The organism is Massilia phyllosphaerae (genome assembly GCF_034659755.1).
Taxonomy (GTDB): Bacteria; Pseudomonadota; Gammaproteobacteria; order Burkholderiales; family Burkholderiaceae_D; genus Telluria; species Telluria phyllosphaerae.
This window is the reverse complement of sequence record NZ_JAXSQX010000006.1, coordinates 83,706-98,907: the sequence shown is the minus strand read 5'-3', so window position 1 is coordinate 98,907 and position 15,202 is coordinate 83,706. Positions and strand designations below refer to the sequence as shown.

Here is a 15,202-nt window from a genome sequence, read left to right as displayed (position 1 = left end):
GCCAGACCAAGTCGAACACAGCCGGCCAAGCCGGAACCGGTCGGAAACAGCCCCAGCAAACCTGAGTCGACAGCATACCGGCCTGCGGTGGAAGCCACCGCAGGCCGGTATGTGGGCGCGCGCGCCGGGTCCCGCAGATCTCAGGCGCGCCGCGGCGCTGCCTTGGCCGCGGCCGCGGCCGTGCCGGACGCAGCGGCGGCCCCGGCAGCCCCGGGCATCGCTACCCGGACCACGCCGGCAGCCGGCGCCATGGCCGCAGCGGGGGCATTCGTGCCGGCATCCGCAGCGGCGTCGGCACGTGGCGGCGCCGATTCCAGCAGCTCGGCCATCCGCTTGGCGGTGTTGTCCCAGGAGGTGGCGGCAACCACCGCCAGCATGGCCTCGACCATGTGGCGGCGCTGTTCAGGCGTCTGCGCCAGCGCGGCTTCGCAGGCGGCGATGAATTCCTGGGCCGAGGACGCGATGGCGACCACGTGGCCGTAGGGATTGGCGACGTCGGCGATCGGCGTGCTCACGATCGGCAGCTGGGCCGCCATGTATTCCAGCACCTTGGTCGGGCTGATGAACTTGGTCGCTTCATTGATGGCGAACGGCATCAGGCACACGTCCCAGCCGGCCAGCAGGTCGGGCAGCACCGTGTACGACTGCTGGCCCAGGTAATGGATGTTGGCGCGCTTCGGCAGGCGCTCGGGGTCGATCTTGACCACCGGGCCGGCCAGCACGATCTGCCATTCCGGATGGGCATCGGCCACTTCGCCGACCAGCTCCGGATCGAAACGTTCGTCCAGCACGCCATAGAAGCCCAGGCGCGGATGCGGAATGTCCGCCTGTTGCGGGTGCACGCGCTCGCGGTCGAGCGCCTGCTGGAAATGGACCACGTCGACGCTGCTCGGGAAGCAGTGCACATTGGGGTGGCGGTTCTTCTTGGCTTCGTACAGGCTGGGGCCGCCGGCGAACACCAGGTCGGCCGTGTTGAGGAGCGCGCTTTCGCGCTGCAGCAGCTGTTTCGGCGGGTTCTTGAATGACGCCAGCTCGTCCATGCAGTCGTAGACCACCAGGGATGGCTGCAGGGCCTGCAGCAGCGGCAGCGCCATCGGCGTATAGAACCAGGCGATCACGTCCTCTCCTGGTGGTGCCAGCTGCGCGACCATCGGTTGCAGCAGGCGCAGCTGCTCGTCGTGGAAGCCGGCGCCATGGATCGGGGTATGCGCGCGGCATACGGTCACGTTGGGAGCCGGACTGGATCGTTGCATGAACGGAGCGCCGTCATCGTATTCCGGTTCCTCGACAAACAGGATCGGATAATGCTGGGCCAGCCGCGACAGCAGGTGCTGCGGACGCTGGAAAACGAAATCCCAGCGCAGGTGGCTGAAAACGACGATCGTAGTCATAGTAACTCCTTGATTCGCCCGGTCCGGGCGGTCGGTTGATCATAAAAACGTTGCAGTACTGCGGCCGACCACCGGCGTTTCTTGCGGATGCTCCTTCGCGACAGGTAGGCGCGCATCGGCGGCGGGCGGCCGCCGCCGATGGCACAGGACTACGTCATGGCGAGCTCCGTGGAACGCTTCAGGCGGCGGCCGGCCCGTCTCCCTCCTCCTGCATGTCGCGCTTCTGCAGCGGGACGTTACGGGTGGCGGCACTGATGACCTCGAACGGAAGCTTGGGCGTCCGGTCGGCGTTCAGCAGGCCGTTCGCCTCCTGGAAAGTGTCGGCGAATTGTGTGTAGCAGAAGCCGCTGAACATGAAGGTCTCGTTGACCACCTTCAGCAGGCGTTGGTACAGCGCGTGATAACTCTCGGCTGTCTGGGAACGCGTGTAGCCCCAGGTCCCGTCTTCCGGGGTCGCGTTCGGGTCGTAGGCGATGCCGCCGAATTCGGTCAGCACGATCGGCTGGCCGCGGTGCGGGAAACCGTCCAGCGTCAGGATGCGGCCGCCGGGGCGGCGCTGGTCGAACAGGGTGCGTACCGGGTCGGTGACTTCGTAGCGCGCCTTGATCTTTTCCGGGTCGCTGTCGTAGTCGTGGATACCCAGGATGTCGGTGGCCGAGGCTTCCCAGCCGTCGTTGCCGATCACCGGACGGGTCGAATCCAGGGTACGGGTCAGGTGGTACAGCGCCTCGACCGCGTTACGGTGGGCCTGGGTCAGCGTCAGGTTCGGCACGCCCCAGGATTCGTTGAACGGCACCCACACGATGATGCAGGGGTGGCTGTAGTCGCGCTCGATCGCTTCGGTCCATTCCTTGACGATGCGCTTGATCGCGTGCGGCGAGAAGCGGTACGCGGACGGCATCTCTTCCCACACCAGCAAGCCCAGCTTGTCGGCCCAGTACAGGTAGCGCGGGTCTTCGATCTTCTGGTGCTTGCGCACGCCGTTGAAGCCCATCAGCTTGGCCAGTTCGACGTCGCGCTTGAGGTGCTCGTCGGACGGTGCGGTCAGGAAGGACTCGTTCCAGTAGCCCTGGTCCAGCACCAGGCGCAACGGATATGGCCTTCCATTCAGCAGCAGGCGGTCGCGGTTGATGTGGAAGGAACGCAGCGCGGTGTACGACTTGATGTGGTCGACCACCTTGTCGCCGCAGCGCAGGATCACTTCGGCGTCGAGCAGGGTCGGACGCTCCGGGCTCCACAGCAGTTCGTTACGCGAATCGTCGATGCCGGGGTCGGACAGCGCGATCTTGCGGTTGGCCTCGCCGCCCAGCAGCTTGTACAAGTCGTCGGCCAGCAGGGTCTCGCCGTGCCAGATCTTGACTTCGACGACCATGTCTTCCTGGATGTCGCCGCCGGCGAACACCTCGCAGCCGATCTCGAAGGTCTCGAAGATCGGGGTCCAGCGCAGCGAGCGGATGAAGGTGCGCGACACCTGTTCGATCCACACGGTCTGCCAGATGCCGGTAGTGCGCGGATACCAGATCGAGTGCGGTTCCAGCAGCCAGTCCTGCTTGCCGCGCGGCTTGGCCAGGTCGGCCGGGTCGTCTTCGACGAACACGGTCACGGTCTGCTTGCCGTCGGCTTTCAGGGCTTCGGTGATATCGGCCGAGAACGGCGTATGGCCGCCCTCGTGCTCGGCCACCAGCTGGCCGTTGACCCATACCTTGGCCGAATAGTCGACCGCGCCGAAGTGGAGGATCGTGCGCTGCTCGGACGGCGCCAGGTCGAAGTCGCGCTCGTACCAGCAGAACCGGTGGAAACCGGTGTCCTGGATACCGCTGAGTTCGGTTTCAGGCGCGAACGGGACGTTGATCTCGTGGGTCCAGCCGTCGACGCCCTGCGGCATCCTGGACACCAGTTCGTCATCGAAGCGGAAACGCCATTTTCCGTTGAGGTTGATCCAATTGTCGCGTACCAGCTGGGGGCGGGGATACTCGAACTGACTCATTATTGTTGTTCCTTTCTTTGGGTCGAGACCGGGATCAGGATGCTTCCCTGGCCTCCTGCTTTGTTGTAGGTAGAAAGTGCTGCATGTGCTGCCTCACGGGCCGAGCCGGCGCGGCACAGTGCAACCGTGGCCCCGCCGAATCCCGCCCCCGTCAAGCGTGCGCCAAGCACGCCCGGGGCGGCACGCAGCGCGTCCACCAGCCGGTCGAGCTCGGGAATCGAAACTTCGTAGTCGTCGCGCAGGCTGTCGTGCGACGCGTTCATCAGTTCGCCGAAACGTTCAGCCGATACCCCCTGCGCCGCTTCCAGCACGCGCAGGTTTTCCTGCACCACGTGGCGCGCGCGGCGGCGCAGCGGATCGGGCAGGGTCTCGACGGCCTCGGGATCGCTGACGTCGCGCAGCGCGCGCACGCCGAGCTTGCGCGAGGCTTCCTCGCACTCGGCGCGCCGTTCGTTGTACTTGCTGGCCGCCAGCGTGCGCGGCACACCGGAATCGACCACGATCAGTTCGGACTCCGGCGGCAGGCCGACCAGGCGGTGTTCGAGCGTGCGCGCATCGATGAACAGCATGTTGCGCTCGTCGCACAGGCTGGACGCCATCTGGTCCATGATCCCGCAGTTCACGCGCGCATAGTCGATCTCGGCGCGCTGGGCGATCTGGGCCAGCTTGACGTCGTCGAGTTCGAAGCCCAGCAGCTGGCGCAGCGCGCGCAGCGTCGCCACTTCCAGCGCGGCCGAGGATGACAGGCCGGAGCCGACCGCCAGGTTGGTGGTCACGTAGAAGCGCAGCGGCGGAATGGCGACGCCCATGGCTTCCACCAGGCGGATGCAGCCCTCGATATAGCTGCCGAAGCCCTGCGGCGCGCTGCCGCCCTTGGCGGCGAAGGTGACGTTGCCGTCCAGCGTGTCCGAGTACAGGTGGTGCTGGTCGTCGATGCTGCGCGCCAGCGCGACCTCGGTCTGCTGCGGCGTCGCCACCGGCAGCATGAAACCGTCGTTGTAGTCGGTGTGCTCGCCCAGCAGGTTGACGCGGCCGGGGGCTGCTGCGAGCGCCTCGGGGGCGCCGCCGAAAAAGGTCTCGGGACTGTTCATGTCATGGATTCTCCAGCCAGAGTGGACGCACGCGGCCCTGCACCGTGGCGCTGGGCCAGTGCGGATCCAGCGTCAGGTTTTCCAGGCCGCCTGCGCCCAGCAGGAAAGTGTCTTCGATCTTGATGCCAGCAAAGCCCGGATTGAAGGCCAGGGCCATCCCGGATTCCAGCCCGGTCGCGGTGCTGGGGGTGGCGACGATCTCGCGCGCCGCGTAGCCGGTGATGCCGCCCTGGTGGTGCAGGCGCATCGCCTCCGGCCGGTTGGCATGGCGGTAGGCCGCGTCGAGGGCGTGGTAGACCGCCGCCAGCGAATTGCCGGGGCGGACCGCGTCCAGGCCGGTGGCTTCCACCTGCAGCAGCTCGGTTTGCTCGGCCGGCGCCGGCCCGAAGCTGACCGAGCGCGTCAGGTTGGCGTACAGGCCATGGCGGCGCGCGCAGAGCTGCAGCGAAGCGCGTCCGCCGAGACGCTCGTGGGTCGGCGCCGCATGGCAGAACAGCGGCAGCCGCCGCTCGCCCGCCGCAAGCACCGCGGCCGGCTGGATGCCGCGTGCCCACAGCGCCTGCGCCGCGGCGCCCGCCAGCTGGAACTCGGTCCACTCGGGCCGGGCAGCGCGCAGCACCTCGCCCACCGCCGCCGCCGCGTCCAGCCCGAGCGCGCGATAGCGTGCCTGCTCGGCGTCGCCCAGCACCATGCGGCGCAGGCGCAGGCTGGCCGGCAGCGGCTGGTCGACGTGGTTGGGACGATCGGTCAGCACCGCAGCGCCGGCGGCCGCGCCCAGCACGTAGGTCTCGCGCAGCTCGACCTCGGCCCAGGGCGCGATGTGATACGTGAAGCCGGGCGGCACCTGCTCCTGGCGCAGGCGCTCGCCCTCGATCTCGTCGGTCAGGATCACGGCGTCGTCGCGCGTGACCAGCACCTCGGCAGGGCCGCTGTCGAGCGCCAGCAGCACCGATGTGTCGCCGCCGGCGGTAACCCAGGATACCCAGTCGAGGCCACGCAGGCGGATCGCGCCCGCGCCGCTCTGGGCCAGCGTCTCGCGCAGCAGCGCCAGCTTGGCCGCCACTTCGGCGGCGCGCACATCGGGTGTCGAGTCGGTCGTCATGCGCCATCCTCCAGGTTGATCTCGACCTGCTGCAATTCGTAAGCCGTGGTTTCGGGCAGCACGTCCATCGCGACCATGCCGGCGCCGAGCTCGGTGCCGGCCAGGTGTTTCAGGCGGTCGCGGGTGCGGTAAGGCGGGTAGAACTGGGCGTGCAGCTGGGTTTCGGGGTGGTCCGCGCCATCCAGCGGCGCCTGGTACCAGCACATCAGGTAGGGAAACGGGCGGTCCCACAGGCTGTCGAACTTCAGCAGCACGGTCTTCAGCGCACGCGCCAGGCTCTCGGACTGCGGCGGCGTGAGCGCGGCGAAATCCTTGCAAGGCGCAATCGGCATCACCCACACTTCATACGGATAGCGCGCGCAAGCCGGCACGAAGGCGATCGCATAGTCGTCCTGGTACAGCACGCGCTTGCCGTCGGCGGCTTCGTCGCGCGCCATGTCGCACAGCAGGCTGGCACCGTGCTGCAGATAGTACTCGCGTTCCTGCGCCAGCATGCGCGCCGGTACCGGCGGCACGAAGGGATAGGCATACAGCTGGCCGTGCGGATGATGCAGCGTGACGCCGACCTCGGCGCCGCGGTTCTCGAACGCCAGCACGTACTGGAGATGGTTCTTGCCCTGCAGGCGGCGCGTGCGGTCGCCCCACACCTTCAGCAGCAGCTCGATGCGCGACAGCGGGAGCCGTCCCAGCGGGGTCTTCGGGTCCTGCGTGAACACCACCACCTCGCACTGGCCGTTGGCGGGTGCGCTCGGCACGGTCAGCGCCGGCGGATCGTGCGCGTCCAGCGCCAGCGACGGGAAGCGATTCTCGAACACGGCGATCTCGTATTCGCCGGCCGGGATCTCGGTCGGGTGCTGCGCGTCGACGGTCGGCGCCAACGGGTTGTATTGTGGCGGCGGCTGGTAAGTGCGGTTCTGGCGGAAGGCGGCATAGGCGACCCATTCGCCGCGTAGCGGATGCCAGCGCAGGTGCGGATTGGCGTGTTGCGGCTCCGGAAATGGACTCGGCGCGGCCATCCCGTCCGGGATCGGCCGATTGCTGTACAGCGTAAGTTGTCGTCCGTCAGGCTTTACGAGTTCTTGGCTATGCATAGCATATTCATGTCGAGCGTCATACGGGTTTTTCCGCACGACTTCCGGTAGCGAAATCAAAATCAGGGACCGATCCTAACATGCAGTTTTCGCCACATTTTCTTGCAGGAAGCAGTCGATTTTCCGGTGGTCAACTGGGGCTCGTCGCCATCGTGTACGGTAGTTTGCTGCGCCTGCTTTCTCTCCTAGGGAAAGGACGTGATCACAGTCAGGTTTCCCTATGAAACCAGACTTTTCGTAGGTAGATGCCTACAGAATTCTGAGAACAATTCGCTGGTTTTGGCGAGACATATTCCTACGTTCCAGCCTGTGCTCCAGATCGTGAGCGCGTGTCCCTATGCCCTTGCCGAGCCCCAGTGCTGCTGCAGTGCAAAAAAAAGCCCGGCACATGGCCGGGCTCATCGGAAAGGCTGGACGCCTATTTCGCCAGCTCGGCCATGACGGCCGTGTACATTTCCAGATTCAGCAGCAATTGCTTGACCGTGATGAACTCGTGCTCCGAGTGCCCGGTGTAAACGGTGCGCGGCATCGACGGACCGAAGCTGACGGCGCGCGGGAACAGGCGCGAATTGGTGCCGCCGCCGACCCCCACCGGTTTCGGATCCTTGATACCGGTGTAGTACGAAAACACGCTCATCAATACCGGCAGTTGCGGCGCATCCTTCTGCACCCACGGATCGCCGATCTCCATGCTCACGTTGGCCGGCGCCCCGTGCGCGCCCTGCCACTGGGCCAGCGCGGCGTTGATCTCGTTGGTCAGCTGTTCCGCGGTCTTGCCCTGCGGGCGGCGGATATTGATGGCGACTTCGATGCCGTCCGCAATAGCTTCCGTGCCGGCTTGCGCACCCGTGGCGGCGTGCTGGCGGATCACGGTCGGGGCGAAGGTCATCGGTCCCATGAAGGCATCGCGGTAGGCGATGTTGCCGAACTTCTCGCCGAGGTAGCCGGTGCCGACCATCTCGTTGAGGAAATTGACGGCGGCGCCGGCCCCGGCGTCGGGCCAGTTGCGCACCGCCAGCGCATCGGCCAGCATGCTGATCGCGTTGATGCCGTCTTCCGGCTTCGACGAGTGGGCCGACACGCCCTTGGCCGTCACCACCAGGTCCTGCCCTTTCCACTCGAAGCCGTAGCGCATCCCGGTCTGCTTGGCGCCGCGCTGGCGGATCTGGGCTTCCAGCGCCGGGGTCGCATGGGCAATCGTGGCCTGCGCGTCTTCCGGGATCTGGCTACCGAAGAAACCGCCGCCGAACTGGCTGATGACGGGGCTACCCGGCTCGGCCGGCAGCGCCGGCTTCGGCAAGGTCACGGCCAGCGTGCCGTAGCCCTTCTCGGCGGTCACGGCCGGGTATTCGGCGTCGAGCGTGATGTTCACCTGCGGCAGCGGGTGCGTCTTGACGAATTGCTCGAGCGGGCCCCAGTCCGATTCCTCGGCCATGTAAACATAGAGCTCGATGCGCTTGGAGAGCGGCAGCTGCAGCTCCTTCAGCGACTTCATCGCATACAGGGCAGTGGCGATCGGCCCCTTGTCGTCTTCGGCGCCGCGTGCCAGCAGCTTGCCGGGTTCGCTCGTACGGTCCAGCTCGAACGGCGACTTTTTCCACTTGGACGGATCGACCGGCTGCACGTCGCCGTGCGCCACCAGGCCGATCCGCTCTTCGCCCTGGCCGAGACCGATGACGACCACGCAGCCGTGGTCGGCGGCATCGAGGCCGAAGCGCTCGGCTTCGCCTTTCAGGAAGGCCTTGAATGCGGCATGGCGTGGATTCTTGTCGCAGGGGATCTTGTCGTCGGCGACCGTGTTGTAGCTGACCAGCTTGGCCAGCAGGTCGACCACGTCGGTGCGGTAGGCGGTGGCGGCGTGCTTGGCGGCGTTCAGGGCAGCCTCGCCGGGCGCGGCTGGGGCGGCGATCGACGGCGTGGCGCTGCCCAGCGCGGCGGCCAGCAGCAGGCCGGCTAAAGGTCTCAATGTCTTCATGTAAAGCCTGCGTCTCCGAAATTTCTAAGGCGCAAGGAGTCTAGCAGGAAGGATGGTGGGCTGGAAGCACGGCGGCATCCCGTCGCGCAATCAGGTATCGTATGACGATGGCCACAACGATAAGGAACACGTAAGAATGAGCTATAAAACCATCCGGCGGGTACACCCCGCGATGCGCGACGATATCGGCGACCTGATCACGCAGCGGCCGGTGCCGGGACCGCATCTCGACCAGATCGATCCCTTCCTCTTCCTCAACCACCACGGCCCGCAGGTCTACCCGGCCCACAACCGCGGCCTGCCCTTCGGCCCGCACCCGCACCGCGGCTTCGAGACCGTCACCTTCATCCTCGACGGCCTGCTGGCCCACCGCGACAGCGCCGGCCACGAAAGCATCATCGGCCCCGGCGGCGTGCAATGGATGACGGCCGGTAGCGGCCTCGTGCATGCCGAAATCTCGCCGCGCGAATTCCTCGAGACCGGCGGCCCGCTCGAAATCCTGCAGCTGTGGGTCAACCTGCCGCCCGCCCTCAAGATGACGGCGCCGCGCTACACCGGCCTGCAGCGCGACCAGCTCCCGGTGATCGACAGCGACGGCGGCAAGGTGCGCCTGCAGCTGGTCTCGGGCGAGTACCAGGGCGTGAAGGGTCCGATCGAATCGCTGACCGGCGTCTTCATGAGCACCGTGGAAATGAAGGCCGGTTCGCGGCTGACCCTGAACAACCTGCTGGAGCGTAACGTGTTCTTGTACGTGGTACGCGGCTTGATCCAAGTCCAGCCGGACACCGTCAGCGCCTTCCACCTGTGCGAATTCGATCCCGAAGGCGACGAGCTCGAGATCGTGGCCGAACACGACAGCGTGCTGCTGCTGGGCCATGCCGAGCCGATCCGCGAACCGGTGGTGTCGCACGGCCCGTTCGTGATGAACACGCGCGAGGAAATCAACCAGGCGATCCGCGACTACCAGGCCGGCAAGTTCGGCGCGCCCATGTGAGCGCAACAAGGACGGAGACAGCCATGCATCCAGCCCCCCTTGCCGCCACCACGCGCGGCTATCCGGACACCGGCTACGCCGTCGAGAACATCCACTACGGCTCGGTGGCCGTGGTGGACGCCGGCGGCCGCCTGCTGTATTCGAGCGGCGACCCGGACTTCATGACGTTCACGCGCTCGGCGCTGAAACCCTTCCAGGCCCTGCCCTTCGTGCTGGACGACGGCCCGGCGCGCTTCGGCCTGGCGCGCGACGAACTGGCCCTGCTGTGCGCCAGCCACTCGGGCGAGGACAAGCACGTGGCCGGGGTGCGCGCCATCCTGGACAAGATCGGCGTCGACGAAAGCCATCTCGTATGCGGCTGCGCGGTGCCGCTGTTCTACGATTTCACCGGCCAGCCAGTGCCGCCGGACGCGCGCTTCACGCCGGTGCACCACAACTGCTCGGGCAAGCACAGCGGCTTCCTGGCCTGGTGCCGCCTGCACGGCGCGCCGCTGGACAACTACGTGGCGCCCGAGCACCCGCTGCAGCGCGCCGTGCGCGCCACCCTGGCCGACTGCGTGCAGATGGATGAGGCGCAGCTGCCGACCGGCCTTGACGGCTGCTCGGCGCCCAACTTCGCGATGCCGCTGGCGCGCCTGGCGCATCTGTACGCGCGCCTGGCACAGGGCGCAAATGACCCGCGCCTGGGCGCCGCCATGGGCGACCTGTTCGACGCCATGACCGCCCGTCCCGACCTGGTCTCGGGCAGCGAGCGCACCGACCTGCACTGGATGGATGCGGGCGGCGGCGACTGGGTCGCCAAGATCGGCGCCGATGCCGTGCAGGCGATCGGCATCCGCTCGGCCGGCATCGGCATCGCGATCAAGGTCGCGGACGGCAACGTGCGGGCGCTGCATCCGGCCGTCTACAGCGTGCTCGACCAGCTCGGCCTGCTGGACGCCGAACGCCGCAGCCTGCTCGATCGCTACCGCAGCCCCGCCATCAAGAACGCCCGCGGCACCGTCGCCGGCGACATTCGCCCGGTGTTCACCCTGCAACCGGCCTGACCCGGATGTTGCAATGACCACGTCGTCCCCGCGCAGGCGGGGACGGCGATAACCATATAAACGATTTACCCTACCGCCTGCTCCAGCATCTGCTCCACCACCGCGATCACCTGCGCATCGCCCCAGTACGCCGTGTGCGACATCGGATTCCAGCTCTTCAGGATCCAGTTCACCATCCCCTGCCCCGCGTTGATGGCGCGGTCGTCCACCAGCGCCGCATATTCCGGCGACAGCGGCTGCAGCGGCCAGCCGAGCGCGTCGTCCGGGTCATAGATGTTGATCCACTCGAAACCCGGTGTCGGCCGCGCGATCGGCTTGATGTCCATGGTGCGGTGGGCGGCGACGAAGATCGGGATATTGCAGCCGGTGGTGACGAAGGCGGTGCAGCTGGCGCCGGCCAGGAAGCGGCGCTCGTCGGCCGTCAGGCGGTGGCCCAGCGTGCGCAGCGACCAGGCGTCGACGTCCTTCCAGATCCCGGCCAGTACCGGCAGGCCCGCCAGCGCCTTCTGCGCGTCGTACATATAGCTGGACAGCACCTGGCAGCCGAGCGACTGCGCCAGGAACACGACCGCGCTGCCGGGGGCGTTGCGGTACACGCCCAGCAGCTGGCGCGCGATCGCCGCCTGCGCCAGCTCGTAGACCGAGCCATCGATCTCCTTGCGGTTTTCCAGCCCGGCGGCGTCGCCGAAGCCGAACAGCAGGAAGCGGCGCAGGTCGTCGTAGTGCAGCTTGGTGGCGCTGTTCACCTTGGCCCAGACGGTTTCCTGGTTCGGCTTCAGGATGTCCTGGTAATACACCGAGCGGAAATCGACGCCGGCGGCCAGGGCGCCGAGGCGGCCGTGCAGGGTGCCGAAAATGCCGGTGGCATAGTCGCGTGGAGTTTCGCCCATTCCATGGACGGTAAGCAAAGCGGCTTGCGGCATAACTGTCCTTTCAGTAACGCTTCCCAATTTACATATTCTCTCCGAAAGATCCTTCACGGCGCGCTTGCCAAGTTCTATTGCATAAAATAAAATCGATAGATTCCTATCTATTCCATGGCTAATGATGAGCGGTCTACCAGAATCTCCCGAGGAGCGGTTCTCCGCAGCCTTGCACGGCAGCGCACGTTTGTGGCGCCTGGCGCTGGACAAGCGCCTCAAGCACCTCGGCATCGGCCAGTCCGGCTGGATGACGATCGCGATGATCGCCAAGTCGGCGCAGCCGATGTCGCAGCGGGCGCTGGCCGACCTGGTCGGCGTCGAAGGGCCGTCGATGGTGTCGATGCTGGACCGCCTTGAGCGCGACGGCTTCGTCACGCGCGCACCCTGCCCCAACGACCGCCGTGTCAAGCTGGCGCACCTGACCGATGCCGGCCGCACCGTCTACGACGAGGTGCGCAAGGAGGCGGAAGCCTTCCGCACCAAGCTGCTCGGCGGCATGGACCAGCAGGCGCTGCGCGACGCCGCCGTCCTGCTTGAAACCCTGCGCACGCGCATCGAAGGCGAGCTGTGAGCGACAGCCCCAGCGCCGCCTCCGAGCGGCTGCCAATCAACCGCACCATGATCACGGTGTCGATCATGCTGGCGACGATCATCCAGGCGCTCGACGGCACCATCGCCAACGTGGCCCTGCCCCACATGCAGGGATCGCTGTCGGCGTCGACCGACCAGATCACCTGGGTGCTGACCTCCTTCATCGTGGCCGCCGCGATCGCCACGCCGCTGAACGGCTGGCTGGTCGACCGCTTCGGGCTCAAAAAGGTGTTCCTGGTCTCGGTGGCCGGCTTCACCATCGCCTCGGTGCTGTGCGGCCTGTCGGCGACGCTGACCGAGATCGTGGTCGCGCGCATGCTGCAGGGCGTGTTCGGCGCCGCACTGGTGCCGCTGTCGCAGTCGGTCCTGCTCGACATCAACCCGAAAGAGAAGCACGGCTCGGCAATGGCGGTCTGGGGCATGGGCGTGATGATCGGCCCGATCCTGGGTCCGTCGCTGGGCGGCTGGCTGACCGACAGCTACAGCTGGCGCTGGGTCTTCTTCATCAACGTGCCGATCGGCGCCATGGCCTTCTGGGGCATCTGGCGCTACATCCACGGCGAAGCGGGCGCGCGCCGCGTGCGCTTCGACATGTTCGGCTTCGTCACCCTGTCGATCGCCATCGGCGCGCTGCAGATGCTGCTCGACCGCGGCGAGCAGAACGACTGGTTCTCCTCCATCGAAACCTGGGTCGAGCTGATCCTGACCACGATGGCCTTCGCCTACTTCATCGGCCACACGCTCACGCGCCCGGCCGGCACCACCTTCGTCGATTTCCGGCTATTGAAAAACCCGAACTACGTCACCGGGCTGCTGCTGATCTTCATCGTCGGCATGGTGCTGTTCGCAACGCGCGCGCTGATGCCGACCATGCTGCAGGGCCTGATGGGCTATCCGGCGATGATGGCCGGCCTGGTCACTGCGCCGTCGGGCCTGGGCACGATGGCGGCCATGCTGGTGGTCGGACGCCTGACCGGCAAGGTCGACTTCCGCCTGCTGCTGGGCGCCGGCTTCGCCATCACCGCCTTCTCGCTGTGGCAGATGACCGGCTACACGCTGGTGCTGTCGGAATCCGACATCGTCTGGCCCGGCGTGATCCAGGGCGTCGGCCTGGGCCTGGTGTTCGTGCCGCTGTCGGCCGCCACCTTCGCCACGCTGTCGCCGCAGATGCGCGCCGAAGGCACGGCCCTGTACAGCCTGGTGCGCAACATCGGTTCCTCGATCGGCATCGCGCTGGTACAGGTGCTGCTGGTGCAGAACACGAATACCGCGCACGAGTCGCTGACCGCCCACATCAACGGCACCAACGCGGCGCTGCAAGACCCGGCCAGCATCTACAGCCTGGCGACCCAGGCCGGCGCCGCCATGATCAATAACGAAGTCACGCGCCAGGCCTCGATGATCGCCTACGTCGACGACTACTGGCTGATGATGCTGCTGACGCTGGCCGTGATCCCGATGCTGGTGCTGATCCGGCCGCCGAAGGCGAGCAGCGGCCCGGTGCAGGTCGACCATGCGGCCATGGAATAACCCGAGAAAGCAAACCAAGTGCGACAACTTACACTTCTTCCGATCGCGACCGCCGCCGCCACGATGGCGCTGCTGGCCGGCTGCCTCAGCGTGCCGCCCGACACCACGCGCGGCGCCGGCCCCGATGCCGCCAGGATGCGCCTGGCCGGCGATATCACCTTGCCGGAGGACGCCTGGCCGGCCGAGCAATGGTGGCAGGCCTACGGCGACCCGCAGCTGAACGAACTGGTCGCCCGCGCCCTGCGCGACAACCCGACCCTGGCCACGGCGCAGGCGCGCCTGGCTGGCGCCCGCGCGGTCGTCGGCACCGAACAGGCCAATGAAGGTGCCCAGGTCGGCCTGGCCACCGGCGCCAACCGCCAGCGCTACTCGTCCAACGGCTTCTTCCCGCCGCCGCTGGGCGGCGCCTGGTACAACGACTTTTCGGTGCAGGCACGCGCCAGCTACGACTTCGACTGGTGGGGCAAGCACCGCGCCCTGGTCGCCGCCGCGCTGGGCGAAGCCAATGCGCGCCTGGCCGAAGGCGCGCAGGCCGCGCAGACGCTGGCGGCCTCGGTGACGCAGAGCTACTTCCGCCTGCAGATGCTGTGGGCGCGCCAGGACAACGTGAACGCGCTGATCGCCGTGCAGCGCGGCCTGATCGCGGATCGCCAGGCGCGCATGGCCCACGGCCTGCTGAGCCAGGACGCGCTGCAGGCGGCGCAACTCGACCTGGCCAACCTGCAGGAGCAGGCGGTGCGCTACGACACCGATGCCGCGCGCGAACGCGAAGCGCTGCGCGCGCTGCTGGGCGGCGATGCCGACGCCCTGGCGGCGCTGGCGCACTTCCAGCCGGCGCCGGCCGCCAACGCCCTGCCGCACGCACTGGGCCTGGAACTGCTGGCGCGCCGTCCCGACCTGCAGGCCGCGCGCTGGCGCGTCGAGGCGCAACTGGGGCGCGTGACCGCCGGCGAACTGGCCTTCCGCCCCGACATCAACCTGGTGGGTGCTATCGGCCTGGACGCGGTCTCGGTCGGCAAGCTGCTGCGCTATCCGAGCCGCACGCCGCTGGTCGGCGCCACCCTCGACCTGCCGCTGTTCGACAGCGGCCGCCTGAAGGCCCAGCTGGGCGTGGCGCGCGCCGAGCGCGACACCCTGGTCGCCGAGTACAACGAAGCGGTGCTGAACGCCGTGCGCGACGTCGCGATGGAAGGCGCGACGCTGCAGGGCCTGGAGCGCGAGTCGGCCTCGCATGCCGCCGCGCTGGAAGCCAGCGCGCGCCTGGCCGCGAATGCCGAAGCGCGCCAGCAACGCGGCCTGGCCGACCGCGCCGCCGTGCTGCAGGCAAGACAGACCCTGCTGCGCCAGCGCGACACCGACCTGCAGCTGCTCGACGCCCGCCTGCAGACCCAGGTCGCGCTGGTCAAGGCGCTCGGCGGCGGCTACCGCGCGCCCGCCATCCAGACCGCATCCGTCCAGAACACACCGAAGGCACAATAAAC

General features: G+C 67.3%; 12 protein-coding genes. 5 read left to right on the top strand and 7 right to left on the bottom strand.

Annotation, left to right across the window (positions count from 1 at the left end):
- Positions 1-140: 140 nt before the first annotated feature.
- The 6 genes from U1H99_RS21660 to U1H99_RS21635 form a co-directional block, all read right to left on the bottom strand.
- Entirely contained in the window at positions 141-1,391 is a 1,251-nt protein-coding gene (locus U1H99_RS21660; protein ID WP_323143795.1) for a glycosyltransferase, read from the bottom strand.
- 178 nt (positions 1,392-1,569) lie between these two features.
- Complete coding sequence (locus tag U1H99_RS21655; RefSeq protein WP_323143794.1) at positions 1,570-3,378, bottom strand: glycoside hydrolase family 2 protein; 1,809 nt, start codon at positions 3,376-3,378, stop codon at positions 1,570-1,572.
- Positions 3,378-4,469: a galactokinase gene (gene galK, locus U1H99_RS21650; RefSeq protein WP_323143793.1), complete on the bottom strand. Its 1,092-nt coding sequence runs from the start codon at positions 4,467-4,469 to the stop codon at positions 3,378-3,380. The genes U1H99_RS21655 and galK overlap by 1 nt, the downstream gene beginning before the upstream one ends.
- Before the next feature lies 1 nt (position 4,470).
- On the bottom strand, positions 4,471-5,571 hold the full coding sequence (locus U1H99_RS21645; protein ID WP_323143792.1) for a M24 family metallopeptidase: 1,101 nt from the start codon (positions 5,569-5,571) through the stop codon (positions 4,471-4,473).
- On the bottom strand, positions 5,568-6,587 hold the full coding sequence (galT, locus tag U1H99_RS21640; protein WP_323143791.1) for a galactose-1-phosphate uridylyltransferase: 1,020 nt from the start codon (positions 6,585-6,587) through the stop codon (positions 5,568-5,570). The genes U1H99_RS21645 and galT overlap by 4 nt, the downstream gene beginning before the upstream one ends.
- Before the next feature lie 493 nt (positions 6,588-7,080).
- Positions 7,081-8,637, bottom strand: coding sequence for a dipeptidase (locus tag U1H99_RS21635; protein ID WP_323143790.1), 1,557 nt, complete (start codon positions 8,635-8,637; stop codon positions 7,081-7,083).
- Between the two features lie 136 nt (positions 8,638-8,773).
- Here U1H99_RS21635 and U1H99_RS21630 point away from each other — a divergent pair, with 136 nt between their 5' ends.
- Both U1H99_RS21630 and U1H99_RS21625 read left to right on the top strand, forming a co-directional pair.
- Entirely contained in the window at positions 8,774-9,631 is an 858-nt protein-coding gene (locus U1H99_RS21630) for a pirin family protein (protein ID WP_323143789.1), read from the top strand.
- 23 nt (positions 9,632-9,654) lie between these two features.
- Positions 9,655-10,677 (top strand): asparaginase, encoded by a 1,023-nt coding sequence (locus U1H99_RS21625; RefSeq protein ID WP_323143788.1) that lies wholly within the window; start codon positions 9,655-9,657, stop codon positions 10,675-10,677.
- Between the two features lie 65 nt (positions 10,678-10,742).
- Here the strand turns inward: U1H99_RS21625 and U1H99_RS21620 are convergent, their stop codons facing one another.
- On the bottom strand, positions 10,743-11,567 hold the full coding sequence (locus U1H99_RS21620) for a hypothetical protein (RefSeq protein WP_323143787.1): 825 nt from the start codon (positions 11,565-11,567) through the stop codon (positions 10,743-10,745).
- Positions 11,568-11,769: 202 nt separating this feature from the next.
- Between U1H99_RS21620 and U1H99_RS21615 the strand changes: the two genes are divergently transcribed.
- The 3 genes from U1H99_RS21615 to U1H99_RS21605 are packed head-to-tail and all read left to right on the top strand — an operon-like array spanning position 11,770 to position 15,200.
- Positions 11,770-12,171: a MarR family winged helix-turn-helix transcriptional regulator gene (locus U1H99_RS21615; protein WP_323143786.1), complete on the top strand. Its 402-nt coding sequence runs from the start codon at positions 11,770-11,772 to the stop codon at positions 12,169-12,171.
- Between the two features lie 47 nt (positions 12,172-12,218).
- Positions 12,219-13,721, top strand: a complete 1,503-nt coding sequence (locus U1H99_RS21610) for an MDR family MFS transporter (protein WP_323144119.1) — start codon at positions 12,219-12,221, stop codon at positions 13,719-13,721.
- A gap of 18 nt (positions 13,722-13,739) precedes the next feature.
- Positions 13,740-15,200: an efflux transporter outer membrane subunit gene (locus U1H99_RS21605; protein WP_323143785.1), complete on the top strand. Its 1,461-nt coding sequence runs from the start codon at positions 13,740-13,742 to the stop codon at positions 15,198-15,200.
- The last annotated feature ends 2 nt before the right edge of the window (positions 15,201-15,202 follow it).

Bases quoted from the DNA above. Each gene is read 5' to 3' on its own strand.
- U1H99_RS21635 (WP_323143790.1), bottom strand. From the start codon at position 8,637: ATGAAGACATTGAGACCTTTAGCCGGCCTGCTGCTGGCCGCCGCGCTG.
- U1H99_RS21620 (WP_323143787.1), bottom strand. From the start codon at position 11,567: ATGGGCGAAACTCCACGCGACTATGCCACCGGCATTTTCGGCACCCTG.
- U1H99_RS21655 (WP_323143794.1), bottom strand. From the start codon at position 3,378: ATGAGTCAGTTCGAGTATCCCCGCCCCCAGCTGGTACGCGACAATTGG.
- U1H99_RS21660 (WP_323143795.1), bottom strand. From the start codon at position 1,391: ATGACTACGATCGTCGTTTTCAGCCACCTGCGCTGGGATTTCGTTTTC.
- U1H99_RS21625 (WP_323143788.1), top strand. From the start codon at position 9,655: ATGCATCCAGCCCCCCTTGCCGCCACCACGCGCGGCTATCCGGACACC.
- U1H99_RS21630 (WP_323143789.1), top strand. From the start codon at position 8,774: ATGAGCTATAAAACCATCCGGCGGGTACACCCCGCGATGCGCGACGAT.
- U1H99_RS21610 (WP_323144119.1), top strand. From the start codon at position 12,219: ATGATCACGGTGTCGATCATGCTGGCGACGATCATCCAGGCGCTCGAC.
- U1H99_RS21645 (WP_323143792.1), bottom strand. From the start codon at position 5,571: ATGACGACCGACTCGACACCCGATGTGCGCGCCGCCGAAGTGGCGGCC.
- galT (WP_323143791.1), bottom strand. From the start codon at position 6,587: ATGGCCGCGCCGAGTCCATTTCCGGAGCCGCAACACGCCAATCCGCAC.
- galK (WP_323143793.1), bottom strand. From the start codon at position 4,469: ATGAACAGTCCCGAGACCTTTTTCGGCGGCGCCCCCGAGGCGCTCGCA.